17 protein-coding genes are annotated in these 22,879 nt (G+C 58.0%); 9 read left to right on the top strand and 8 right to left on the bottom strand.

Annotated features, from left to right (window positions below):
- Window positions 1-446 precede the first annotated feature (446 nt).
- Complete coding sequence (locus tag AC0QHF_RS07815) at window positions 447-1,229, top strand: amino acid ABC transporter ATP-binding protein (protein ID WP_324703641.1); 783 nt, start codon at window positions 447-449, stop codon at window positions 1,227-1,229.
- Between the two features lie 68 nt (window positions 1,230-1,297).
- Here the strand turns inward: AC0QHF_RS07815 and AC0QHF_RS07820 are convergent, their stop codons facing one another.
- A complete protein-coding gene (locus AC0QHF_RS07820) occupies window positions 1,298-3,016 on the bottom strand; it encodes a potassium channel family protein (RefSeq protein ID WP_324703642.1) in 1,719 nt (572 codons plus the stop codon).
- Between the two features lie 164 nt (window positions 3,017-3,180).
- On the bottom strand, window positions 3,181-3,432 hold the full coding sequence (locus AC0QHF_RS07825; RefSeq protein ID WP_324703643.1) for a hypothetical protein: 252 nt from the start codon (window positions 3,430-3,432) through the stop codon (window positions 3,181-3,183).
- Window positions 3,433-3,459: 27 nt separating this feature from the next.
- Here AC0QHF_RS07825 and AC0QHF_RS07830 point away from each other — a divergent pair, with 27 nt between their 5' ends.
- The 6 genes from AC0QHF_RS07830 to AC0QHF_RS07855 all read left to right on the top strand — a co-directional run bounded on the left by AC0QHF_RS07830 (window position 3,460) and on the right by AC0QHF_RS07855 (window position 14,520).
- Window positions 3,460-4,389 carry an exopolyphosphatase gene (locus AC0QHF_RS07830; RefSeq protein WP_324703644.1) on the top strand — a complete coding sequence of 310 codons (930 nt, stop codon included), beginning with the start codon at window positions 3,460-3,462 and terminating at the stop codon, window positions 4,387-4,389.
- 499 nt (window positions 4,390-4,888) lie between these two features.
- Entirely contained in the window at window positions 4,889-7,663 is a 2,775-nt protein-coding gene (locus tag AC0QHF_RS07835) for an EAL domain-containing protein (protein ID WP_324703645.1), read from the top strand.
- Window positions 7,664-7,974: 311 nt separating this feature from the next.
- Complete coding sequence (locus tag AC0QHF_RS07840; protein WP_324703646.1) at window positions 7,975-10,083, top strand: glycosyltransferase; 2,109 nt, start codon at window positions 7,975-7,977, stop codon at window positions 10,081-10,083.
- Between the two features lie 500 nt (window positions 10,084-10,583).
- Window positions 10,584-12,467: a calcium-binding protein gene (locus tag AC0QHF_RS07845; protein WP_324703647.1), complete on the top strand. Its 1,884-nt coding sequence runs from the start codon at window positions 10,584-10,586 to the stop codon at window positions 12,465-12,467.
- 339 nt (window positions 12,468-12,806) lie between these two features.
- The gene (locus AC0QHF_RS07850; RefSeq protein ID WP_324703648.1) at window positions 12,807-13,907 is read left to right on the top strand and encodes a type 1 glutamine amidotransferase domain-containing protein; all 1,101 of its coding nucleotides are present in this window, start codon (window positions 12,807-12,809) and stop codon (window positions 13,905-13,907) included.
- A gap of 193 nt (window positions 13,908-14,100) precedes the next feature.
- The gene (locus AC0QHF_RS07855) at window positions 14,101-14,520 is read left to right on the top strand and encodes a hypothetical protein (RefSeq protein ID WP_324703649.1); all 420 of its coding nucleotides are present in this window, start codon (window positions 14,101-14,103) and stop codon (window positions 14,518-14,520) included.
- A 61-nt stretch (window positions 14,521-14,581) separates the two neighbouring features.
- Here the strand turns inward: AC0QHF_RS07855 and AC0QHF_RS07860 are convergent, their stop codons facing one another.
- A complete protein-coding gene (locus AC0QHF_RS07860) occupies window positions 14,582-14,827 on the bottom strand; it encodes a hypothetical protein (protein WP_324703650.1) in 246 nt (81 codons plus the stop codon).
- 20 nt (window positions 14,828-14,847) lie between these two features.
- Between AC0QHF_RS07860 and AC0QHF_RS07865 the strand changes: the two genes are divergently transcribed.
- Complete coding sequence (locus AC0QHF_RS07865) at window positions 14,848-15,354, top strand: BON domain-containing protein (RefSeq protein WP_324703651.1); 507 nt, start codon at window positions 14,848-14,850, stop codon at window positions 15,352-15,354.
- A gap of 146 nt (window positions 15,355-15,500) precedes the next feature.
- Here AC0QHF_RS07865 and AC0QHF_RS07870 read toward each other — a convergent pair whose 3' ends face one another.
- The 5 genes from AC0QHF_RS07870 to gpmI all read right to left on the bottom strand — a co-directional run bounded on the left by AC0QHF_RS07870 (window position 15,501) and on the right by gpmI (window position 21,298).
- Window positions 15,501-17,561 carry a prolyl oligopeptidase family serine peptidase gene (locus AC0QHF_RS07870; RefSeq protein ID WP_324703652.1) on the bottom strand — a complete coding sequence of 687 codons (2,061 nt, stop codon included), beginning with the start codon at window positions 17,559-17,561 and terminating at the stop codon, window positions 15,501-15,503.
- Between the two features lie 122 nt (window positions 17,562-17,683).
- Window positions 17,684-18,364 (bottom strand): type IV pilin-like G/H family protein, encoded by a 681-nt coding sequence (locus tag AC0QHF_RS07875; protein ID WP_324703653.1) that lies wholly within the window; start codon window positions 18,362-18,364, stop codon window positions 17,684-17,686.
- A gap of 377 nt (window positions 18,365-18,741) precedes the next feature.
- Window positions 18,742-19,026, bottom strand: coding sequence for a 50S ribosomal protein L27 (gene rpmA / locus AC0QHF_RS07880; protein WP_324703654.1), 285 nt, complete (start codon window positions 19,024-19,026; stop codon window positions 18,742-18,744).
- Window positions 19,027-19,094: 68 nt separating this feature from the next.
- The gene (rplU, locus tag AC0QHF_RS07885) at window positions 19,095-19,490 is read right to left on the bottom strand and encodes a 50S ribosomal protein L21 (RefSeq protein WP_324703655.1); all 396 of its coding nucleotides are present in this window, start codon (window positions 19,488-19,490) and stop codon (window positions 19,095-19,097) included.
- Between the two features lie 209 nt (window positions 19,491-19,699).
- Window positions 19,700-21,298 (bottom strand): 2,3-bisphosphoglycerate-independent phosphoglycerate mutase, encoded by a 1,599-nt coding sequence (gene gpmI / locus AC0QHF_RS07890; RefSeq protein ID WP_324703656.1) that lies wholly within the window; start codon window positions 21,296-21,298, stop codon window positions 19,700-19,702.
- A gap of 269 nt (window positions 21,299-21,567) precedes the next feature.
- On the opposite strand from gpmI, the gene AC0QHF_RS07895 reads away from it, so the two are divergent.
- The gene (locus AC0QHF_RS07895; RefSeq protein WP_324703657.1) at window positions 21,568-22,824 is read left to right on the top strand and encodes a hypothetical protein; all 1,257 of its coding nucleotides are present in this window, start codon (window positions 21,568-21,570) and stop codon (window positions 22,822-22,824) included.
- Window positions 22,825-22,879 lie beyond the last annotated feature (55 nt).

Here is a 22,879-nt window from a genome sequence, read left to right on the forward strand (position 1 = left end):
ATTTTTCAAGATTACCTGACATTTATTTAAATAATTAAACGATAATTGCAAAACCGATAAGCCAGACTTCCCAAAAAGCGACGGGACGGGAACCGCCGGCCATCCCCATTCGCATCCGAAAATAGAATTGGGCATTTCGGCGATTTCACCGGACAGATAATTTCTGTAAAACTTGCCACTTTTGGGGAATTCATAGTAGCGACAATTGGGGTGGGGAAAGAATTGAAAATCATCAATTATCAATGATCGATAGATTCCCGGTTTGCCGAGGCAATTCGTGTATAATCGGGGGCAAGATCGGAGGACGGGCGCGATCGCGAACTCCGGTTAGGGTTGGGCTATGATGGTGGAAAAATGTGATATGACGTTCGAGATCGGTGGCGATCGCGTCCGGTCGTCTTCCGGCTCTAGCACCCATACCAATCACTCAGGATCTTTGACTCAAAATGACACAGACACAAGCAGATACGCCCCAAAACTTTCAGGCTTCCACTTCCAACGATGTCATTATCGCCCAAGACGTTCACAAATGGTATGGCAACAACTTCCACGTTCTCCGGGGAGTGAGCCTAACCGTGAAACGGGGGGAAGTGGTGGTGATCATGGGGCCGAGCGGCTCCGGCAAATCGACCTTCATCCGCACTTTTAACGCTTTAGAGGAATTCCAGCAAGGCAGCATCGTCATCGACGGGATCAGCCTCTCCCACGACCTCAAAAATATCGAAGAAATTCGTCGCGAAGTGGGGATGGTGTTCCAGCAGTTCAACCTATTTCCCCACCTGACCATCCTCCAAAATGTTACCCTGGCGCCGATTTGGGTGCGGCGGTGGCCGAAGGCGAAAGCCGAAGAAGTGGCGATGCAACTGCTGGAGCGGGTGGGAATTCTCGAACAGGCGAAGAAATTTCCCGGTCAACTTTCTGGGGGTCAACAGCAGCGGGTGGCGATCGCCCGGGCGTTGGCGATGCAACCGAAAATCATGCTATTCGACGAGCCGACATCCGCCCTCGACCCGGAAATGGTGCGGGAGGTCCTCGACGTGATGCGGACTTTGGCGGGGGAGGGGATGACGATGGTTTGTGTCACCCACGAGGTCGGATTTGCCCGGGAAGTGGCCGATCGCGTCGTTTTGATGGCCGATGGTCTTTTGGTGGAAGAAGCCACCCCGGAGGCGTTTTTCACCAATCCCCAAGAAGAGCGGACGCAGAAATTTTTATCGCAAATTTTGTAATCAAAAGGAACGAGAAATGGGAACAATTATTAATGATCAATTATTAATTGTTAATTATTAATTGTTTCCTACACCCTGCCCCCCAATTCATCCGCCACATTCCCCAACCGCCGGTTGATAGAGAGCGGATGCCAGAGCTGTTCGAGGCGGTGTGCGGGGAGGGTCAGGTAGAGGATATCGCCGGGACTGAGAAGGAAATTGAGCAGTTCCCAACTGTGGATGGTCTGGCGGTCTGTTTCGATGTAGAGGGGGACGAAATCGACGCTTTTGGCGACATCCTGCACCCGCTGTCCGCAGAAGGGGTGGTTGGCGGTGATCAGCGTGGCGAGGGCAACCCAGAGACTATCGGCGGTGATGCCGTTGCCCAAAATGCGGCCCCCGATCGCCGCGGCGGCGAAGGCGGGGGCGGCGATTTCGGTGGGGCTGAGTACGGTTTCAAAATCGAACACCTGCTGCACCATCAACCCGAAATGGGGGTCTTGGTTGCGGACGACCATCCGCAGGCGGGGTGCGATCGCCCTGGCGCTGAGGGCGATTTCCAAATTGGCGGTGTCGTCGCTGGTGACAGCCAGGAGGGCGTCGGCCTGTCTGATGTTGGCATTTTCCAGGGTAGAGGCGAGGCAGGCGTCCCCCTCCAAAACGGGAATTTTGAGCGATCGCGCCGTACTCAAAAACCGGTTGTTGGGATCGCGGTCGATCGCCACCACCTCGTAGCCGCTGGCCTGGAGTCGTTCGGCGATTTGGATGCCGACCCCCCCCAACCCGCAGATGATGTAGTGGTTGCCCTGGGGGACGCGGGTAGCGTTGAGATATTCCGTCAGCCGGGTTCCGAGGACGAAATCGTTGAGGAGGGCGTAGCAGATGCCGATCACCCCCGCGCCGACGAGCATCATCACGGCGGTGAAGATTTTGATGCTCTCGGGGGCGTTTTCCGCCACCTTTTCGTTGCCCCCCGCCCCGGTGATCATGCCCACGGAAAAATAGAGGGAATCGACAAAAGAATTATTCAAATTGATGCTGACGTAGGTGACGGTCGCCAGCAGGATAGTGAGTAACAAAACCAGGGCGATCAGCACCGCCTTTTTGCCGTGTTGCCGAAACTTTTTCAGGCTGTGAATAAATTTCACCCAGCGCTGGTAGAGGGTGATCCGCTTGGTGCGGATGCTGGGTTTGGTGGCGATAATCAAGCGATCGCCCACCTCCAGACGCCGTCCGTCGATGACGGCGGAAACCAGATCGACATCGCTGGCGGTGGGGAGATAGTAAATTAACATCCGGTTGCGGTCAGACCACAGGTCGTGGAGACTTTTGCCCAGCCAGGGGTGCTGGGGGTCGATCAATTCTTCGTGGATAGGCCAGGTTTGCTCGAACAGTTGCACCTGCCCGATCGCCCGGTTTCCCAGGGCCGCGAACGTGAACACCGGGGCGGCGAGGGCGGAGACGCTCATGGAGGAGTGGGCGGGCAAAATGCGATCGAGACTCTCCCCCAGGTTGGTGTTGAAAAGGCGGTTGATGATGCGGATGTCGGGGTTGAGGATGCGGGCCTGCATCAAGATCGCCAAATTGGTGGCGTCGTCGTTCCCCGCCAGGACCAGGGTGTGGGCATTTTGAATGCCGGCGGCCAGCAGGGTGGAGGCGGCGCGGAAACTTCCCACCACCACGTCCGATCCCTCCCCCTTGACGGGCTGTTCGCTGACCCCCACCACGATCGCCCCCTGCTGTCTGAGGAGGCGAAAAATTTTGTAGCCCGTGCGACCCAAATTGCAAACAATAATTCGAGGTTTCATGGTCGGGAAATTTTAGATGCCCTCCGGGGGTTCAGACTGATCGCTTGGCGTTCAACCCGATATTATGACTCAAACTCTCAATTCCGACTGTATCCCACATAGCAATTTTCCGACCCGACCGGCAGAACTCGAATCGGGGGCCGGGAAGAATTGGCAATTCTCAATCATTCATTTGCGTTCCCCGCCCGGGCGAGAAACGCGATCGCGCCGGGGAGTCCGGATCTATCCCCGGGAATGCGATCGCCCCTCCGGTGTAAAATAATAGCAGCTTCCATCCCGACATCCGCCAAGAAAGTCCTGCACCTCCGTTCAAAATTAATGCCGGGATGGTTGATAACACCTCCATTGTCGCCCGCCGCTTCCTCGGCTGGCGTGCCGGAGAGATCTCCCCCGGATGAGATCCATTCAAATAACAATTGCCCCCGATTCTTCAATTCGATCCTATGTCTGAAAACAATAAATATACTTTGGTGACGCGCAGCGATTTTGACGGACTCGTTTGTGCCGTTTTGTTGAAAGAACTCGACCTGATCGACAAAATTCAATTCGTCCATCCTAAAGATATGCAGGACGGCAAAATCCAACTCGACGATCGCCACATCACCACCAACCTCCCCTACGTCGAAGGCGTCCACCTGGCTTTCGACCACCACCTCAGCGAGACGGTGCGGAATCGAGAAATCAAGCCCAATCACATCATCGACCCGGACGCCCCATCGGCGGCGCGGGTGGTGTACAATTACTATGGCGGGGCGGAAAGGTTCCCGAACATTTCCCAAGAAATGTTGGCGGCGGTGGACAAGGCGGACTCCGCCCAATTCAGCCGGGACGAGATTTTGAACCCCGAAGGCTGGGTGCTGCTGAGTTTCCTGATGGATGCCCGCACGGGGTTGGGAAGGTTCAAAAATTTCCGGATTTCCAACTATCAGTTGATGATGGAGTTGATCGACTACTGCAAAAATCACTCCATCGACGAAATTTTGAGCATCAAAGATGTCAAAGAACGGCGGGATTTCTACTTCGACTCCGCCGATCAATTTAAAGAACAACTCGATCGCTGCATCACCATCCACGACCATCTCATCGTCGTCGATCTCAGAAACGAAGAGACCATCTACCCCGGCAACCGGTTCATGATTTACGCCCTGCACCCCGACTGCGACATTTCCATGCACGTCCTGTGGGGGTTGAAGCAACAAAATACCGTCTTCGCCGTGGGCAAATCCATCCTCAACAGGACTTCGGACGTCAACATCGGCAATCTGATGCTCGAATATGGGGGCGGGGGACACGCCAACGCCGGGACCTGTCAGGTCGAAACCGATCGCGCCGAGGAAGTCAAGCGAGAATTGATCGGGAAGCTGACGGCTTGAGGGGGGTCGTCGAAGCGGACAATTTCAACCTTACGATAGAGGCGATCGCCGGGACTCCGAAAAAACCGATCCCGGCGATCGCCTTTTTTGAATCGCCAGCCGAATCAGACCTAGTTATTTTACGGATAAAAATACAGAATTGCAACCCCAACGCGGTTCTTTATCAGATCTTTACAATCGAGCTTTTCCAGTTTTACATTTTCGCAAGGCGGAATTTAAAGGCCACCGGATTTTTATCATATCTTTACACTGAGCCAACGGAACTTTTACACACAGATCTTGTTTTTTCGGGTGCCGATCTGCCAAAGTAATGGAAAGGTTTGATCGGGGTTCAGTGCATCGGAAGAGGTGCCTCTGGCGACCTCAAAGCGACTGCCTACCGTCTGTCCGGGCGATCGCCACCCGACCCTGCCCCCCCTCGCTGTAGAACCGTAAAACTACGGAGAACTACAGATTTTTCCAGGGGATCGAGATCTTTGTTTAGCATTCGGAACTTGTCATGACCTCCAACTCGCGTCCGCCCATTTATTCCTCACCTTCGAGACCGTCCGGAACGACAGCCCGTCGGACTCCCAAACCGGAACAGCCCTCAGAACTCGGACAATTTGAACTGTGGTACCAGCCCGCCTACCGAGTCGCCACCTCCGAAGTGCTGCACAACGAAGTCCTGCTGCGGTGGCGGGACGGCCAGGGCAAACTGTTCGAGCCGCGAGAATTCATGCCCGTCCTCGCCGAGATGGGACTGCTCTCCCAAGTGGACCGGTACGTGATCGGGCAGGCGATCGACCGACTCGTCGAGAATCGAAAAATTCACCTGTCCGTCAACCTCTCGAAATTCGCCCTCCGAGACATCGCCCTGACCGACGACTTGCGCGCCTGGCTGATCGAGGGCGAAATCGACCCCCAACGCCTCAGCTTTGAACTCAACGAAATCACCATCGCCCAAAACTTCTCCCCGGCCCTGGACTTCATCAAACGAGTCACCGGCATCGGGTGTTTGGTGACGATCGACAACTTCAACAACCTCGCCCTCACCCTTTCCCAGTGCAAGCAACTGCCCATTGATCGCGTCAAACTCGACAATAAATTTATCCAGCGCATCAAAGCCGACCCAGAAAATCCCGCCATCCTCAAGCGCCTGCGGGAAATCGGCTACATCCTCGGCCCGGTTACGGCCAAATACATCGCCGACGAACAGACCCTGGAAATCGTCCAAAAAATCGATTTGGACGCCATCCAGGGGAACTTCCTGCACCTGCCGGACGCCGAGCCGAACCTGACCCCCCGCATCGTCCGGGAAGAAATCGAAGACAGCCCGATCGCCGGCGGGCCAGAAATCCTCCCCTCCCCGATCGCGATCGCCAGCCTTTCCGTCTCTTCCGAGGAAGAAAGTCCCACTTCCGAACTCGCCGTCCCCGCCGCCGACGCCTCCCAAATCGTCCCAGCCCGGCCCGAGTCCGGCGAAATCACCCGAACGGACACCGAACCCGCCCAGAATGCGATCGCCCCCACCCAAACCCAGGGCGGAAACCTCCAGAAACACGTTTTAAGCGAACGGAAACCCAGCACCGTCAACCGCGTCCTCGTCGGGACGGCCCTGGTGGGCTTGGGAATCACCACCGTCGGCATCGGGATCACCTCCATCTGGCACCGGATGTCCCATATGGTGGTGGAACACGGCGTCGTCAACGGCCGCCTCGTCCGGCTGCGGGCGCCGATTTCCGGCAACGTCGAGGAATTTTACGCCCGCCCCGGCGCCCGGGTCCAGCCCGACCAGATCCTAGCCCGCATCCAGCACATCCCCGACGAGGAGAACTTCTATCCCGAAACCGTCGCCCAAACCGTCCTGCCGACGCAGCCCGGAGCGCCCCAGTTGGAATACCCCGAATTTGACCTCCCCCCCGACTTCGACCGCGACTATCAAAAACTGCAGCGGGACGCCGACGAAGCCGAACAGGAAATCGTCCGGCGCCGGGGACAGCTCGAAGCCAAAACCCAACAACTCCGGGCCGCCCAAACCGCCCAAACCGCCCTGCAAAATCGCCTGCAAGAGATCCGCGGCCAGCACGACCGCATCCAGGTGGTGGAAGTTGACGTCCGCGGCGCCGAAATTGCCCAACGTCAGGCGGCATTGGATCGGGCCGTCGCCGAAGCGGAACTGGCCCGCGGCGAATACGACCGCTTCCAAGGCCTGATGGCCGAGGGGGCCATCTCCCGGCAGCGGGTGGACCAGTTGAAAGCCAACTGGGAAACCGCCCAAATCAAAGTGCGGGAAATGGAGCAGAGCCTGCGGGCCGCCCAAATCGCCCACACCGCCGCCCAAAACGGCGTCGGGACCAACAAAGAATACTCCCACACCCTCGCCCGGGAAATGAGCCAACTCGAGCAGCAAATCGCCCAGCAGTCCGGGGAAATCGCCCGCCTGCAGAGCGAAGTGAACGCCGCCCGACAGGAACTCGCCCTCGCCGAAACCCTCCGCGACCGTCGCCTGACTCAAGTCCGGGCCGAAGGGGCGAAAGTGCGGCAACTCCGCGAGCAGTACGCCGCCGTCCGACAGCAGCAGGAGCAAGTCCGCCGGCAGCAGCAGGAGCAGCAACAGCAGCAACTCCAGCAGCAACAGCAGCAACTCCAGCAGCAACAGCAATACCAGAACGCCAGCCTGCAGCGGGCTTTGACTCCGGTGGAGATGGAACTCAAGGCGCCCTTCGCCAGCGTGGTCTACAAAACCGAGCGGGAAAAAGGCGAAATCGTCAACAAGTCGGAAGCCGTCCTCAGCCTCCTCGACTGCAACGAGCTGTGGGTGGAAGCGGTGATGCGGGCCGAAGACGCCAGCAACTTGGATTTGGAAAAACCCGTCCACGTCCGACTCGGCGATCGCGATCGCATTTTCAAAGGCGAAATTGACCTGATTCAGCCCATCAGCACCATCAGCGAAGCCGAAGTGGGAGGGGTCGGACTCGAGAAACAGGGGCGGCGGATGCAGGTGCAGGCCCTCTCCCCCACCATCCCCGAAACGTTGATGCGGGAACCCCTCCTGAAGCGAGTCACCGTCCGCATCCCCCCCTCCCCCGACGGCGTCGAAGCCCAAAAACTCTGCGGACTCGGACAGGTCGCCCGCCTCAGCTTCGGCAAATCCGACGCCCCCGACCTCACCGCCTGGAAATCCCGGTTTGCGGGGATGTACGGCTGGATTCGCGATCGCGTCGTCGGCGCCCCCCAATCCGAATCGGAACTGGTTTCCCGCCCCCCCGAGAACCCGACTTCGGAAAATTAAGCCTTGCTCTCCCATCCCTTCAACTTCTCAAAATTAGCCCTCGACCTCCTATCCCTTAAACTTCTCAAAATTAGCTCTCGATATCCCATCCCTTAAACTTCTCAAAATTAGCTCTCGATATCCCATCCCTTAAACTTCTCAAAATTAGCCCTCGACCTCCTATCCCTTCAACTGATATCAAGTGTCGAAGTTCAGAAATCGTTGGGAAACATTCAAACGATTCTGGCGGACACGATCGCACCGAGCCACCCCGAAGAAAAACGAAATTTTATCGAACATTGTACCGACACTCACCCACTCGCCTCTGAATCATGACCCAATCTGCGACTCTCAATCAAAAACAGCCGGCCTACCCGGCCAGCCAACAGCCCGGCTGGATCGGAATGGTGATCATTTCCGCCTGCGGTTTCCTCGGACTGCTTTTACTCAGCGATCCCCTCAAATTGACCACCGTCGGCCTGTCCGGCGTGGTGGGCATGGGGGCGGTGGGACTCTGGCGCTGGTCCTGGTTCCTGGTTCAGGTACTCCGGTCTCGGTTCTTCATGCACGCCGTCTTCCCCCGCTGGCGGGAGAAGGCTGCGGCTATTCCGACCGAAGACCTGCCCCATATGTGCTTCATGGTCCCCACCTACAAGGAAAAACTCTGGATCACCGAGCGGGTGTTTCGCGCCATCGTCTACGAAGCCAGAAGCATCAATCAAAGAGTCACCGTTTTGGTCAACAGCAGCGGGCCGGAGGAAAATGCGGCGATCGTCGATGTCCTGAAATCCTACGATCCCGAACTGGAATACATCAACCTGATCCAGATGACCCAAAAGGACGGCAAGCGCAAGGCGATGGCCGACGGGCTGCGCCACCTGAGAACCCTGAATTTGCCCGAAGATACCATCGTCGCCCTGATGGACGGGGATACGGAACTCTGTCCGGGGACGCTGCTGGGATGCCTGCCCTTTTTCCGGATGTTTCCCAAAATCGGCGCCCTCACCACCGACGAAATGCCCATCGTCCACGGCTCCTACATTTTTTCCGAGTGGTTCCACCTGCGCTTTTCCCAGCGGCACTATCAGATGTGTTCCCTGTCGCTCTCCCGGAAAGTGCTGTGTCTGACGGGCCGGTTTTCCCTGTTTCGCTCCGAAGCCGCCTTTCACCCCGACTTTATCAGCCGTCTGGAAAGTGACTCCCTCGACGATTGGCTGTGGGGGCGCTTCAAGTTCCTGTCCGGGGACGACAAGAGCACCTGGTATTTCCTGTTGGAGAACCGCTACGAAATGATTTACATCCCGGACGTGATCGTGAACTCCCTCGAAACCCACTCCGGTTCGGTGACGAACCGAGCCTACAACAACATGAGGCGCTGGTTCGGCAATATGCTCCGCAGCAGCGGGCGGGCGATCGGTCTGGGTCCGAAGGTGGTGGGATGGTTCCCCTGGTGGTGTCTCCTCGACCAGCGGATCAGTATGTGGACCTCTCTCATCACCCCCGGCCTGCTCCTGATCGCGTTATTGTGGGGCAAATTCGTGCTCGCCGGGATGATTTTGTGCTGGGTTTGTTTCAGCCGCCCCCTGATGCTGATTATCATCTTCATCGGCCGCCCCTCCCACCTGAAACCGATCCACTTTCCGGTCTTGGTGGCGACCCAGTGGAGTTCGTCCGTCATCAAGGTTTGGAACCAGATGAACATGGCCAAACAGAGTTGGAACAACCGCGGCACCCAGAGCATCAAGGCCGAATCCAAAGGGTTCATGGCTTGGGTGCAACTGATGGTTTCCCGGTTTTTGCTGGTGTCCCAGGGGTTGGCATTCTTTATCGCCCTTCTGTGGTGGTGGATGGGAATTCTCACCCCCGTCCAGGATATCAAGAGCGTGATGGCAAATTATCAGAATGCCGGGCCCGAAATTGCCGTGGAAGTGGTGGAGGCGATCGCCCACGATATCAGGCCCAACGATCGCCAAGATGATTCCCGCGCCCTGCAAGCCCTTATTGACGGTCTCCCCGGCGATCGCCCCATTGAAATCGAACTCCCCATCGGCGAATTGGATTTATTTGAACCGGTGAAAATCGGACGCTCCGACATCGAAATTCGCGGCGAGGGAGCGGAGCGGACGATCCTGCAAGCCCACTTTGAAACCGCCCCGTCCGAAGCCATGCTGGTGGTGCACTCCCCCGCCGAATCCCTCCGCAACGTCCGACTGCGGGGATTCACAATCCGCAGCCATTCCCCATCCCAATTCAACGGCATCCTTTTCTCCGACGTCCGGGATGTCGCCGTCAAGGAGGTCGATTTGGTCGGGGAAGGATATCCGGCGGTGGGCGATCGCACCGAAAATGTCAACCTGGAATACGTCACCGTCCGCGGCGTCGTCACCCCCCTGTTCGACCTACAAAACACCGCCCAAAATATTTCGGCGCATCCCAATTAAAGCCGTTTAAAAATTGCACCGAGTCCGGGAAATGGTCGGCCGACCATTTCCCGGTTTTTTTTGCGATCGCGTCGGAGGGGGAATTCAAATCGATCGACGTCCGAACCGCCCTGGCCGATGCATAATTTTTTCCGGTCGCCCCTAGGGATCTTTGAAGTCCTCGTCCGTCGGGGGACGCGGCCGCAGTTTTCGCCGGCAGAAAGAACCGATGCGATCGCCGGGGATTGATAGCGACCGCCGAGATGGTCGGGACATTCCCAAATCCCCAAATCTCCTCATAACGCCCGGTCGATCCTTGCTGAAAGCAGCCAACCCGATCGCGAATAGTTATAGAATGGCGAGTCTCGGACGGCGGTGAAAATGGTGCCGTCCCACCCCAGTCAACCGTTGGAGAAGCCGGCGATCGCATCGACTTGAATTGAAAAAAAAATCGGCCGGCGCCAGCAATTTTGGACTCGAAGGACCGACCGCCACGAAACGAACTCAAAAAGGAAGACATCATGGCAGAATTCAGAGGCACCGATTTTAACGACCAACTGCGACTGGGAACCTTGCCCCTCTCCGGGCTGCTGCCGCTGTTAATGACGAAAGACGGCGTCCCCATCCCCCCCATCGCCCTCACGGAAGCCGATCTGGAAGAAAATGACACGATTTTGGGATTCGGCGGCGCGGACCGCCTCGACGGGGGCCGCGGCAACGATCGCATCGCCGCCGGGGACGGCAACGATAACCCCGTGAACGGGGGAGACGGCAACGACACCCTCGAGGGAGGGGCCGGCGACGATCTCCTCAACGGCGACGCCGGCAACGACTCCCTCATCGGCGGGGCCGACAACGACAACCTCAACGGCCACAACGGGGACGACACCCTCGAGGGGGGACTCGGAAATAACATCATCGACGGCGGAGAAGGCGACGAAACCGGGGGAGATTACCTGTCCTATCAAAATGTCGGGCCGACATCCGGGGCCGGGAGCGTCACCGTGGATCTCGGCGCCGCGGTGGAGGGGTTGGTCAACCCCGGCCTGGGAACCGACGACGTCGTCGCCGGAACCGTCGAAAATGTCGTCGGCGCCCCCGGCCTGATCAACAACCTGACGGGGGACGGGGATGACAACATCCTCGTCGGGGGGGCGGCCAACGACGACATCTCCGGCGGCGGGGGCTCGGATACCCTGCGGGGCGGCAACGGCAGCGATTTCTACACCGTCGCCGTCGCCACAGGGGGGGGGACCCGCATCGAGGATACCGGCGGCAACAGCGACTTTCTCAACCTCGGCGGCGCCACCGTCCTCGCCCAAGGGCCGACGACGACGGGGATCGGCCTGGAACGGCGGGGGACCGATTTGGCGATCGATATCGACGCGAGCGGCGATATCGACCCGCAGCAGGATATCGTCATCGCCGATTTCTACGCCGACACTACCGGCGACGCCCCCGGAGTCGGCCTGATCGAGAACGTGGCGAACCTGACGGACGACGAAATTCTCGCCGCCGATATCCCCAATACCTTCAATCCACCCGGCAGTACCGTGATCTGGACGACCCCCGCGGCGGACCCCGCCGATCCCGGACCCGACGAGAGCCGGCAGACCGCCCCTTTCGGCGGCAATACCGCCTTCACCGATGACCGGGGGGTGGCGGCCTACGTCTTCACCAACAACGCCGACACGGGCGCCGAGGGCAATGTCCCCGGCACCGCCACCGCCCGCTACATCCAGGGGTTGAACGGCAACGACGTCATCACCGGGACGCCCGGGGCCGACAACATCAACGGCAACCGGGGCAACGACCGCATTGACGGCTCGGCGGGCGGCGACGGCGATCGCAGCCCCATCCTGGCGGGCAATGTCATCCGCACCGCCCTGCGGGGGGGGAAAGGCTCGGATACCATCGACGGCAATACCGGCGACGACCTGCTCAACGGCAACCTGGGCAACGATACGGCCATCGGCGGTCCGGGCGACGATATCGTCCGGGGGGGACAGGACGACGACGTTCTCATCGGCGGCCCGGGCGAAGATTACCTGATCGGCGACAAGGGTCGGGACCTGCTGATCGGCGGCTTCCAGGGTTCCCCCGACGGCCAGCGGGACATCTTCGTGCTGCCGGGAAGCGCGGCGGCGGCGGCGACGGCGGGAGAAGCCGACGTCATCGGTGACTTCGAGGACGGGGTGGATCAGATCATGCTCCCCGAGGGCGTCACCTTCGCCCAGTTGCAGATCGACCCCGTTCAACTTCAGGTGGACGGCGGCGCGGCGGTGACGTCCGCGGCGGTGCGGTTGAACGGGACTTACCTGGCGATCGCCTCCGGAGTCGCTCCGGCTTCCTTGCAGGCCGAGGATTTCGTAGCTTCCGACAATAATATCCTGCTGCTGGGATAGGGGGATTTTGAATTCCGAGCCGGATCGAGTTCAATTTCCATCTTTCGGTATTTTCAAGCGGCCGAGAGCGCCGTCTCTGGGCCCTTTTTTATGGCCACAGACAGATGACGACCGATGGCGCGATTTTCTACAGTAAAGCTGAACCCCGCGATCGCGCCCCCCTCCGACGAGGTAGCCCCTTCAAAATCGGGATCGGGGGAGTGCGCCCGAGGCGATCGCCATTTTCCGAACCGCAGGGTATCGCATCCCCATTCGTATCATGTCGCCGGACAACCGGAACCGGCAGGATTTGTGGCGCTCCGGAAAGCATAAAAAATATCGATTCAAGGAGGAATTCTCATGACTTTATCCAACAACGGCTCCAACCCCAAAAAGCGGATTGCCTGCCTGATTGAAAGTGGTTTTGAAGATTCGGAATATCAAGTCCCCTGCACCGCCTTGCAACAAGCCGGCGCCGAAGTTGTGAATATCGGCTCCCGCATGAACGACGAGTACAAGGGCAAGCGCGGCCAAGTCACCGTCACCCCCGACGGCACCGCCGCCGAAGTCCGCTCCGAAGATTTCGACGCCATCCTGATTCCCGGCGGCGGCGCGCCGGACAAAATCCGACGCAACCTCAACGCCGTCCGGTTGGTCATGGACGGCATGGCCCAGGGAAAACCGGTGGCGGCGGTGTGCCACGGACCCCAGGTCTTGATCGAGGCTGACGCCCTACGCGGCAAGCAGACGACCGGATTCAAAGCCATCCGCAAAGACATCCAAAATGCCGGCGCCACCTACATCGATGAGCCGGTGGTCATCGACGGCAACCTGATCGCCGCCAGACAGCCGGGGGACCTGCCCATGTTTGCGGCGACGCTCCTGAGTTTTCTGGGACTGTCCATCGAGGGCATGGACTGGCCGGAAGCGAGCGATCGCACCTTCGCCTGGTGGAAGTTGGGCGAAGCCTGGGGCGGTTCGAGCCGCCTGGATATCGTCAACGCCCTCAACACAGCCCTGGTGGGCGAACGCTACACCGTGGCGGCCTTTGAAGAGTACGAGCAGCGCCTTTGCGACCCCCAATTAGACCTGCTGTTGCGGGAAGTGATGACGACGAAGCGCCTGCACATCGACCTGCTGGAATCCCGCCTGGACGCCTTCGGCGAACAGGTGAGTTGGCAGGCTTTGGGCAGCGAAGCCTTCGCCACCCTGCAAAGTTGGCTGCAGTCCACCACCAGCGACGTGGAAATTCTGCGCCGCGCCCTGGGCGACTTGCAGACGGGCCTCTACGACGCCGGACATTTGGGCGTCAAACTCACCGACCCGGCCAGCGTGCAGATTTTGGAACAAGTCGAAGACAATCTGCGGAAACACGAACAACTCTTCGCCGAGTTGTATCGCGTTCGGTCGGGCGAAATGGTGTCCGCCCCGACGCCGACGACGATCGCGGCCACGGGCTAAAATCTGCCCCGGTTCTCGACCGGACCGCAAAGGTCGGGTGGGGGGAAGAATTGACAATTCATTCTGCTTTTCCCGATCGCGGATGTTTTCAAGTTGACGGGCGGGATTCGATGCCCCAAAAAATTTGGGGTGCGAATCCTTCGTGCCCCAATTTTCGGCACGACAGACCAGCAAGCGGGAGGAGCAATTGTCCATGAATTGGGAAGCAGTGCGGGAAGAATTGCGAAAACAATTGTTATCGGATATCGATCGCCGCATGGAAGAAATTCGCGCCGAAGTGATCGCGGAAGTTGACGCGAAAATCGATGCCAAAATGCGGGAAATTGAGGGGCGGTCGCCGACAGAAACGGAGCGCAAAGATCTGCAGGCGCTCATCGCCGCCCTCCTCAAAGAACACCCCCGGGGACTCTCGGCGGAAGCGATCGCCGCATCGCTGTCTTCGCCGTCGTCGGGCGGTTCCCCCGACCTCGAAGACATCCGTACCGCCCTCGAACGGGGATGTCACGAACACCGCGATCGCGGGGGCGAAATGAAAGGCACCTGGCTGACGTCCTACGAACAGGACGGAGAGACCATTTATCGACTTCTCGGGAGCGCGGCGGTTTCGTCTTGAGCGAATCTTTGTCGTTCTTCAAATTCTATCTTGGGGGGGATAAAAATATTGAAATTTCCTCCTAACCTGGAAAGCAATAGAAGTGGCTCGTCGGTTGGGCGTCGGATGTGGGTTTTGCTGTTGTGACACATCGTCGGATATCGAAGGAGAGCGATCGCCAGATGTCCGGACGGCGCGAATCCGCCGCTCGGTGGTGAGAAGTTTTTATCGCTTCCTTCTCTTGGCCGCGATCGAGGAGAGACTCAACTCTCTGACAGAACAGCCCGAGATGGCGGACACCGGGAGTCCCTTCTGATACTGTTAACAATTTGATGAGGATATTGAATTATGACTCTATCTGAATTAATTCCTTTAATGATGGGCGTATTTGCACTCGCATTCGCCACCCTGGCGATGACCCGACGCTCCCGTCTCTTTCGTTCCACGGTGATCATGCTGGGCGTGCTGCTGTTCACCTACACCGGCAGCATGGCGGCGTTGGCAAGTCCCTACATGGGGGCGATGGGAGCGTCCGGCCACCTGTCCGATTCCGTCGGCAATCAATCGATCGATGAAGACCTCTCCATCACCGGCGATAAAAGCCAGTACAGCGGTTTGGAATATGCCAGCCCCACCCCCGGACATCCGCCCCTGAGCGACGGTGAAATTCGCGATGCCATCAAGTCGAAAATGAACGACGAATTGGTCGCAGATGTCGCCAGCGGTGCCGTGATCCTGTCGGGGACGGTCGAAAATAAACAGGAAGCCCGCGATCTGATCGAACAGATCAAAGACATCCCCGGCGTCCACGAAATTACCTACGAATTGGGGTTGATGGAGCGTCCCGCTTCCTAGAGAATTACAACAATTTTTAAGGTCAGAAACCCGGGTTGAAAAACCCGGGTTTCTGTTCGCGCAGGTATCGCGTGCGGGAGTCGGGAGTCGGGAGTCGGGAGTCGGGAAATCTAAAATTCTCTACACCCTACACCCCAAGCCATATATCAGATTTCGATATCGAGAACCCGCACCAAAAAGGCAAACTCGTCGGCAATTTCTTCGATTATTTTTGCCGTCGGTTTTCCCGCCCCGTGTCCCGCCTTCGTCTCGATGCGGATCAGCACCGGATTGTCCCCGACGTGGGCCGCTTGCAGGGCGGAAATGAACTTGAAACTGTGGGCCGGAACGACGCGATCGTCGTGGTCGGCGGTCGTCACCAGAGTCGAGGGATACACCGTCCCCGGTTCGAGGTTGTGCAGGGGAGAGTAGGCGTACAGGGCTTTGAACTCCTCTTTGTCCTCTGGGGAACCGTAATCCGAAGTCCAAGCCCAACCGATGGTAAACTTGGGGAACCGCAGCATATCCATCACCCCCACCGCCGGCAGCGCCGCCCCGAACAGATCCGGACGCTGAATCATGCAGGCGCCCACCAGCAACCCGCCGTTGCTTCCCCCCATAATCGCCAATTTGCCGGACGCGGTATATTTTTTGTCGATCAACCATTCCGCCGCCGCGATCAAGTCGTCGAACACGTTTTGCTTGTTCAGCTTCATCCCCGCCTGGTGCCATTCTTCGCCGTATTCGCCGCCCCCCCGCAGGTTGGCGACGGCGTACACGCCGCCCATCTCCAGCCACACCAGGCGGCTGACGGAAAAACTCGGCGTCAGGGAGACGCCGAACCCGCCGTAACCGTACAAAATGGTGGGATTATTCCCGTCGAATTCGATCCCCCGTTTGTGGGTGACAAACATGGGAACGGTCGTCCCGTCGGCGCTGTTGTAAAAAACCTGATGGGTTTCGTAATCTTCCGGGTCGAAATCCACCGTCGGCCGTCGGTAAAGGGTGGTTTCTCCCGTCACCATATTGTAGCGGTAAATGGTCGAAGGGGTGGTGAAACTGGTAAAAGAATAGAAGGTTTCGGTGTCAGAACGCTTGCCGCCGAATCCCCCCGCCGATCCGATTTCGGGCAATTCCACCTCGCGGACAAACGACCCGTCCAGGTTGAAAATTTTGATTTGGGAGCGGGCATCTTTGAGGTAATCCGTGACAAACTGATTGTTTAACGTCCCCACCCCTTCCAGGGTTTCGTTGACTTCCGGGATGATTTCGGTGCGGGTTTCGGCGTCGATGTCGATCGCGATCACCCGGCCCCGGGGCGCGTCCAAATCGGTTTTGAACCAAAACAAACTGCCCTCGTTGTCGATGAAGCTGTACTCCGCCTCGAAGTCCGAGATCAGTTCCACCACCGGACTCTCCCACCGCGTCAGATCTTTGTAGAAAATCAGGTTTTTGGGGTCAGTCCCCCGCCAGACGGAAATAATTAAATATCGGCCGTCTTCGGTGACGCCGCCGCTGAACCCCCACTCTTTTCGATCCGGGCGATCGTAAATTAAAATATCTTCGGATTGGGGCGTTCCCAGGCGGTGGTAAAAGAGTTTTTGGTAATAGTTGATATCCTCAAATTGGGTGTCTTCGTTGGGTTCGTCGTAGCGGCTGTAAAAGAAACCTTGGTTGTCGTGGGTCCAGGAGGCGCCGGAGAACTTGACCCACTGGATGCGATCGCCCAAATTCTCCCCGGTGTCGATATCCAAAACCTGCCATTCTTGCCAGTCGGAACCGGAGGTCGAAAGTCCGTAGGCCATCAATTTTCCGTCTTTACTGATGGCCATTCCAGACAGGGCCACCGTGCCGTCTTCGGAGAGGGTATTGGGGTCGAATAACATCCTCGGTTCCCCGTCGAGATCGTCGAGGACGTAGAGGACGCTCTGGTTTTGCAGGCCGTCGTTTTTGAAATAGAAATAGCGATCGCCCTCTTTGAACGGAATGCCATATTTTTCGTAATTCCACAATTTCGTCAGGCGATCGCGCAGCGGTCCGCGGGCCGGAATGGTTTCCAGGTAGCCGAACGTGACCCGATTTTGGGCCTCCACCCAGGCCCGAGTTTCGTCGGAGTCCGGATCTTCAAGCCAGCGGTAGGGATCGGCAACTTTGATGCCGTGGTACTCGTCCACTTGGTCGCTTTTGCGAGTGTTCGGATAGGTGAGGGGTTCTTTGAAATCGGACATAATTGAAGATGGTGAAACGATAATTTAGTTTAACCCGTCGGCCGTCAGTTTTCAGCCGAATTGAGCGATATAGAGGGTGCCAGCCAGGGGCCCCTACGGTTTTCGGAGATTGTGAATTATTTTTAATGGCGAATGACGAAGGTTTTTGAAAGGGAAGATCTGGCCGGACATCGGATTTTTTTCGAGTCCGGTTCGGGGGGGGCGATCGCATCCGGTTGGGGATAAAAATTCCTCCGCTCGGGGTTGTGATAGACGATACAGACGCCGCCGACTTTTTGGGTCGTCTCTCCGTCTTCAACTGCAAATACGGCCCCCGCAAAGGCGGCGATCGAAACGGTGTCCGGAGGACATTGAATCCTGCGGGATGGGGAGAGTTGGACGGGTTCTACAATTTTGTCCGGGCCGCGACAAATTCCCCCCACCGTTCGGGTGGCACTCTCGGGAGAAACGACGAATATTGCCCCCGAAAAATGACTCGGACGCCAACGCCGCGCGACGGCATTGATGAGGGCGCGATTTTCATCCACATTCATCTCGAACCGATAACCGGGTTTTCCCTCGCTCGTCCCCTTGTAAAGGGCTTCTAAATTGGGGGTAAATCGGCCGTAACTGAACAGATGTCGATGTTGATTTTCCAGGGATGCCGTCAACACTTCCCGGGCGACTGTTTGATCCCGGACATCGAGGCGCTTGAGGAAGGAATTGAACAACATTAAACCCAATCCCAAGCAGGTGATGCCGAAAATCATTGCGAAGAATAAAAAATAGGTGCGATCGGGATGACGCTCGATCCAACTTTTCATGGCTTTAAAGCGTGTAAAACGCGATAAAATAACAATCGGAGTTGAGGTTTGATGTCGCGATCGCCCGCAAAAAAATGTCCGAATTCTCGGCGAGTAGATGTATCCCGACTGACCAATCCAACGACGCATCGGCCCCCAAATTTCCATTGAGGCGACCGCCCGATATTGTAAACTTTCTCAAACTTTTTCAACGTTTTATTAAGGCGATCGTGAGTTCCAAAACCCCCGCGATCGCATCATATCAGATCCGGCGCGGGGACACTCACGCATTCAAAAATTCCCGATTCCCGACTCCCTCCTTTGCCATCAAAAAAACCGGGCTAAAATAGCCCGGAATTGATAAAATTTTGGAAAATATTGCAGTTGAATGCAGTCTTTTAGGATGCCGCCGCCGTCGCCGCGGGTTCCGCCACGGGATAAACGCTGACTTTCTTGCCGCTTTTGCCCCGGCGTTCAAACTGCACGACCCCATCCACCTTGGCGAACAAAGTATCGTCCCTGCCGATACCCACGTTGTTGCCGGGGTGGAACTTGCAGCCGCGCTGACGCACCAGGATGTTGCCGGCGCGAACTTCCTGTCCGCCGTAGCGCTTGACTCCCAACCGCTGGGCATTTGAGTCGCGGCCGTTGCGAGTGCTTCCCGTTCCTTTCTTGTGAGCCATGATTCCTCCAAACTAACCCGATGGTTTGATATTTTACTCTCTTCCGCTCCGGGATGACTCCGAAGCCTTTATTCTTCTTCGGATGCAGTGGCTGCCGCAGCTTCCGGAGCCGCCGTTTCCGCAGAGTCCCGGCCGGCCAAGACGGAGCCGTTGAGATTGATCGAATCGATCATCAACCGGGTCAATTCCTGCCGGTGGCCGCGCTTTTTGCGGGTTTTCTTCTTCGGGCGCATTTTGTAGACGATCACTTTGCGATCGCGGAAGTGCCGGACTACCGTGCCTTCCACCGTCGCCCCCTCAACCAGGGGTTGCCCGATGTGGGCCTCGCCGTCATGTTGGACGAGGAGCACCTTCTCGATGGTCACTTGTTCGTCTTCGTCCACGGGGAGTGATTCGATGTCGTAGAACCGGCCCGGTTCCACGCGCAGTTGCTTCCCACCCGTTTCAATAATTGCGTAAGTCATGAAAGTTTCGGTAAAGTTGCCGTACAGGTAGCCGAGGACGGGCGATGGCCCGCGATCGGCATTTACAAACTTGTCAACCTGATCCGAGCCAGATTTAGACAGACAATCTACTATTATTTCAAATCAAAATAATTTTGTCAATGTGAATTTCGGAAACCGGGTTTGTCAGCCCAGTTCCCGACTCCCTAATACCGACTCCCTAATACCGCTCACAACCGCACCCGCACCGGTGTCCGATTTTCCCGCACGTCCAACTCGGACTTTTCGATCATGGATTTTCCGGTCATTTCCGGGGGCTGGGGCAGTTGCAGAATTTCCAAAATCGTCGGCGCCACGTCGGCCAGACAGCCGTCCGTCCTCAGCGGCACGTCGGTGCCGTGGCCGGGAATTTTCCGCTTTTCCCCCTCCACCAGGATGAACGGCACCGGGTTGGTGGTGTGAGCCGTCCAGGGGTTGCCCTGTTCGTCGCACATATATTCCGCGTTGCCGTGGTCCGCGATGATGATCGCGGTTCCCCCCGCCTTGGAGATCCCCTCCAAGAGCTCTCCCAGACAGCGATCGACCGTTTCGATCGCCCGCACCGCCGCATCCATCATCCCCGTGTGGCCCACCATGTCCGGGTTGGCGTAGTTGAGTACCATCAGGGAGTAAATCCCCTTTTCGATCGCCTCGAGGGCCACATCCGTCACCTCCTCCGCCGACATAGGCGGCTGCTGGTCGTAGGTCGCCACGGCCGGACTCGGGATCAACTCCCGATCTTCCCCCTCGAAGGGCTGCTCCAAACCGCCGTTGAAAAAATAAGTAACGTGGGCGTACTTTTCCGTTTCGGCGGTGCGGAACTGTTTCAAACCGTGGTCGGCGATCACCTGTCCCAAAATATTGTCGAGGCTCTGGGGTTTGAAAGCCACCCGCACCGGATATTTGGCATCGTACTGCGTGAACGTGGCGAAACTCAAAGGTCGAATCTGTTCCCGTTCAAACCCTTGGAAATCCGACATCACGAAGGCCTGGGTGAGCTGTCGGGCGCGATCGGGCCGAAAATTGAAGAAAATCACCCCATCTCCCGCCTCCACCGCCCCCGGCTCCATCCGAATCGGCCGGATGAACTCGTCCGTCACCCCTCCGGCGTAAGACTCCTCCACCATCTGGGCGACGGTGCGATCGTCTCCGGGACCATCGACGGTCATGACATCGTAAGCCAACTTCGTCCGGTCCCAGCGGTTGTCGCGATCCATCGCATAGTAGCGGCCGCTGACGGTGGCGATCCGGCCGACTCCAATTTTTTCGGTATAATCCTGAATCTGTTTCAGAACGTTGATTCCGTCGGTGGGGTTCGTGTCGCGACCGTCGGTAATCGCGTGAATGCAAACCTCAGAAATTCCCTTCGCCTTGGCGACATCGAGCAGTCCCAGTAGGTGATCCACATGAGAATGCACCCCGCCATCGGAACACAACCCCATCAGGTGTAGCTTCCCACCGCTCTGGCGAACTTCTTCGCACACTTCGATCACAGCGGGGTTGTCGTGAATGGTGCCATCTTCCACCGCATCGGAAATCCGAACGAGTTCCTGGGGGACGATGCGTCCGGCCCCCAAATTCAAGTGACCCACTTCGGAGTTTCCCATTTGACCTTCCGGCAGGCCGACCGCTTTCCCCGACGCCCGGATCAGCGTCCGGGGATAGGCCGTCCACAGGCTATCCATCACAGGGGTATTGCCAACGGCAATGGCATTTCCGTCCGTTTGTTCACGATAGCCCCAACCGTCTAATATGATGAGCACAACGGGAGATACAGACACTGATGCCATGCCAAGTTACCTTTTCGCGCTTGTGAATTCCACCGACATGATACCATCCCGGCACTTCATAACAAGGGTGTCGGGTGGGGGGGGTGGGGTGGGCCTCAATCAATTTTAGATTTCAGACGCCCGATTCGCCCGCACCCCGAAATTCCCACGGACCCGGCATTTTCACCCGACTGCCGGGTCCGTGGGGGGGAAACTGCAAAGATTATTGCGAGCGTGGATGAATCAGATATACTTTGGCTATCTTAGATAGAGAGCATTTGGGACGGGCGATGCGTAAAGTTCTGTTTGTCATTGTTGTCGGGGCATTGTCACTGTGGCTGGGAGGATGCGGATCTGAACCGGACGAACAAGAAGTGACATCCACTCCCGCCGTCCAAGAAACCGCTCCGGCCGAACCCGAGGTGACAGGGGAACCCGGAGAAGAAGGGGAAACGGCCCCGGCCGAAACGGAAGCCCAAGAAGGAGAAGAAGGAGAAGAAGGAGAAGAAGGAGAAGAAGGAGAAACAGCAGAAGCGGACGGAGAAGAAGAGCCATTTGAGGAACCTCTGGTTTCCGAACAAACGGATACGGCGGCCGAAGCCGGTTTGATTCAGTCCACAAAAGCAGAGGAACGACTGTTACAGCTTCAAGGAAGCCGTCGGAATGGCGACAACGGCGTCGCGACCGCACCGGCCAACGTTCCCGATGCCGCCGTCGAAAGCCCCTTCGGGCCGCTTCCCCCCGAACTCGCACAACGGCCCCAAGATGAAGATGCCACCGCCGAGACGTTCGCCGAGACATTGACATTTGAAACCCGGCAGGTGCCGGACTTGCCCGATCTGCCCGGGTCGGCCGCGCCGCCCCAGTGGCGAGTGCCGGCTACCGTTGCCGCCAGACCGGCGGCGCCGGAAGCCAATCAAGTCCCCGACTTACCGCCAGTTCCCATCACCACGCGACCTCCCCAGTGGCAAAGCCCGGTCGCTGCCGCCGGTACAGCAGCCCCCGGAGCGCCGGGGGCACCGGGGGGGGCCGATCGACCCGGGGCACCGGCCCGACCCGGAGCGCCAGCCGAACCGACGGCACCGGCCCGACCCGGAGCGCCAGCCCGACCCGGAGCGCCGGCTGAACCGGCGGCACCGGCCGAACCCATTCCGACGGTTCCGGTCGTGGAAATCCCTGACCTGGCCGTGGCGGGAGTCCCTGATTTGCCGGCCCTTCCCATCACGGAGGCGCCGACGGCATGGGTCGATCCCAACGCCCCGCCGCCGGCCGCGCCCGCCCTCCCCCCGCCACCTCCCCCCACGGATTTGGCCCGGGGGATGGAAGTGACCGGGGTCGTCAAGACCGATACGGATACAAAAATCATCCTCAAAGCGCCCAACGAACCGACGAGCCGTTATGTGAGCGTCGGCCAGCGCGTCGCCAACGGCCAGGTGTTGGTGAAGCGGGTCAAGTTCAGTCCGGGGAGCGATCCGATCGTCATCTTCGAGCAGAACGGGGTCGAGATCGCTAAAATGGTGGGTGAAGTGCGATTCGTTCGGGAATGAAATAGGGCTGAAATGCCTGAAATAACCTCCCGGTAAGGCTTCCATCCCCTTGGAT

It is taken from the genome of Lyngbya sp. CCY1209 (assembly GCF_055795065.1).

Coding starts and splice junctions, on each gene's coding strand:
- AC0QHF_RS07815 (WP_324703641.1), top strand. CDS start 447: ATGACACAGACACAAGCAGATACGCCCCAAAACTTTCAGGCTTCCACT.
- AC0QHF_RS07820 (WP_324703642.1), bottom strand. CDS start 3,016: ATGAAACCTCGAATTATTGTTTGCAATTTGGGTCGCACGGGCTACAAA.
- AC0QHF_RS07830 (WP_324703644.1), top strand. CDS start 3,460: ATGTCTGAAAACAATAAATATACTTTGGTGACGCGCAGCGATTTTGAC.
- AC0QHF_RS07835 (WP_324703645.1), top strand. CDS start 4,889: ATGACCTCCAACTCGCGTCCGCCCATTTATTCCTCACCTTCGAGACCG.
- AC0QHF_RS07840 (WP_324703646.1), top strand. CDS start 7,975: ATGACCCAATCTGCGACTCTCAATCAAAAACAGCCGGCCTACCCGGCC.
- AC0QHF_RS07845 (WP_324703647.1), top strand. CDS start 10,584: ATGGCAGAATTCAGAGGCACCGATTTTAACGACCAACTGCGACTGGGA.
- AC0QHF_RS07850 (WP_324703648.1), top strand. CDS start 12,807: ATGACTTTATCCAACAACGGCTCCAACCCCAAAAAGCGGATTGCCTGC.
- AC0QHF_RS07855 (WP_324703649.1), top strand. CDS start 14,101: ATGAATTGGGAAGCAGTGCGGGAAGAATTGCGAAAACAATTGTTATCG.
- AC0QHF_RS07865 (WP_324703651.1), top strand. CDS start 14,848: ATGACTCTATCTGAATTAATTCCTTTAATGATGGGCGTATTTGCACTC.
- AC0QHF_RS07870 (WP_324703652.1), bottom strand. CDS start 17,561: ATGTCCGATTTCAAAGAACCCCTCACCTATCCGAACACTCGCAAAAGC.
- AC0QHF_RS07875 (WP_324703653.1), bottom strand. CDS start 18,364: ATGAAAAGTTGGATCGAGCGTCATCCCGATCGCACCTATTTTTTATTC.
- rpmA (WP_324703654.1), bottom strand. CDS start 19,026: ATGGCTCACAAGAAAGGAACGGGAAGCACTCGCAACGGCCGCGACTCA.
- rplU (WP_324703655.1), bottom strand. CDS start 19,490: ATGACTTACGCAATTATTGAAACGGGTGGGAAGCAACTGCGCGTGGAA.
- gpmI (WP_324703656.1), bottom strand. CDS start 21,298: ATGGCATCAGTGTCTGTATCTCCCGTTGTGCTCATCATATTAGACGGT.
- AC0QHF_RS07895 (WP_324703657.1), top strand. CDS start 21,568: ATGCGTAAAGTTCTGTTTGTCATTGTTGTCGGGGCATTGTCACTGTGG.